This is a genomic window from Citrobacter sp. VF227, from assembly GCF_052950715.1.
The window spans coordinates 1-1241 of record NZ_JBRFVF010000051.1 but is presented as its reverse complement, the minus strand read 5'-3'; the positions used below and the strand labels follow the sequence as shown (position 1 = coordinate 1241).

The 1241-nt window shown below is 55.0% G+C and carries 1 protein-coding gene and 1 pseudogene; both read right to left on the bottom strand.

Going from position 1 to position 1241, the window contains the following annotated elements; all coding sequences use genetic code 11:
• Positions 1-286: 286 nt before the first annotated feature.
• Positions 287-1084, bottom strand: coding sequence for an IS21-like element helper ATPase IstB (gene istB, locus ACU8YC_RS24925; protein WP_001750026.1), 798 nt, complete (start codon positions 1082-1084; stop codon positions 287-289).
• Positions 1084-1241: pseudogene (locus ACU8YC_RS24920) on the bottom strand (IS21 family transposase); the annotation flags it as partial. The gene istB and the pseudogene ACU8YC_RS24920, both read right to left, overlap by 1 nt.

The window sequence follows — 1241 nt, the reverse complement described above, 5'->3', positions numbered from 1 at the left end:
TACAGGAGATTCATCAGCAGACCGGTTCACCGGTGGTGATTTCCTCCGGGGACACAGCGCTCAGCCGGCAGCTGTATGGGGCATTTAACCTGAGCGCGCAGAATGTGAACCGTTCCGTGTCGGCAGATGGCCGTGCAAGAGTGGCGGTGAGTGAGCTGACCGGTACCCTGTACTGAGCGTGTTGTGTTTGCCGTAAAACGAGTGTGTTGCCGGCAGGGGGCCAGGTGTGTCAACGCCACGATCTGTGACCGTTATTTGCCATTTTCATGCCCGCCAGATGCTTTCTTTAATGATGCTGTCCGCTTTCCGCCATTTCATCGTCACTGATTGGCGTTGCGTTTTTGGCCAGCACTCCAGCTTTGCGTTTCTCCTTTAACCGGTAACTTTCTCCTTTGATATTCAGTGTGGTTGAGTGATGCAGCAGCCGATCCAGGATCGCCGTTGCCAGTACGTTATCTCCGAACATCTCTCCCCAGTCTGCGAAGCCTTTATTTGACGTCAGGATGATGCTCGCTTTTTCATATCGACGGTTCAGTAGCCGGAAGAACAGGCTGGCTTCCTCTCTGGTCATTGGCAGATAGCCTATTTCATCCAGGATCAGCACCCGGGCATAACTCAGTTGCTGTAGCTGACGCTCCAGTCGGTTTTCCTGTTTCGCTTTCATCAGCGTTGCGATCAGTCTGTCCAGTGGCATGAACAGAACCCGATGCCCTGCATCCGCCGCTTTCACGCCGAGAGCAACGGCCAGATGTGTTTTCCCGACACCTGGAGGACCCAGCAGGATCACATTCTCGCAGCGTTCCACGAACGCCAGACCGGCCAGCTCCCGGACAACCTTACGATCGATGCCCGGCTGGAAGGTGAAGTCGAACTGCTCCAGCGTTTTGACCCATGGCAGACGCGCCTGCTTCAGTCGGGACTCCATGCCGCGCTGATGTCTGCCATTCCATTCCTGCTGCAGCGCCATGCACAGGAACTCCCGGTAGTTCAGCTCTTTTTTAGCCGCCTGCTCCAGCAGGTTTTCTACGTGATAGCTCAGATGCTCCATTTTCAGGCGACTCAGCAGCGCTTCAAGTTCATGCATCACAGCAACTCCTCATAAGCACTCAGTGGTCGATGTTCTACCATGCTGACCTGCTTCCAGAGCGGGGCATGATGTTCCGGCACTGTCTGCCAGCCGGACGATGCTGAGCAGAGACGATGTGATGCCACCAGTTGCTCATTACTGTAGATCCGCAACT

Bases quoted from the DNA above. Each gene is read 5' to 3' on its own strand.
- istB (WP_001750026.1), bottom strand. From the start codon at position 1,084: ATGCATGAACTTGAAGCGCTGCTGAGTCGCCTGAAAATGGAGCATCTG.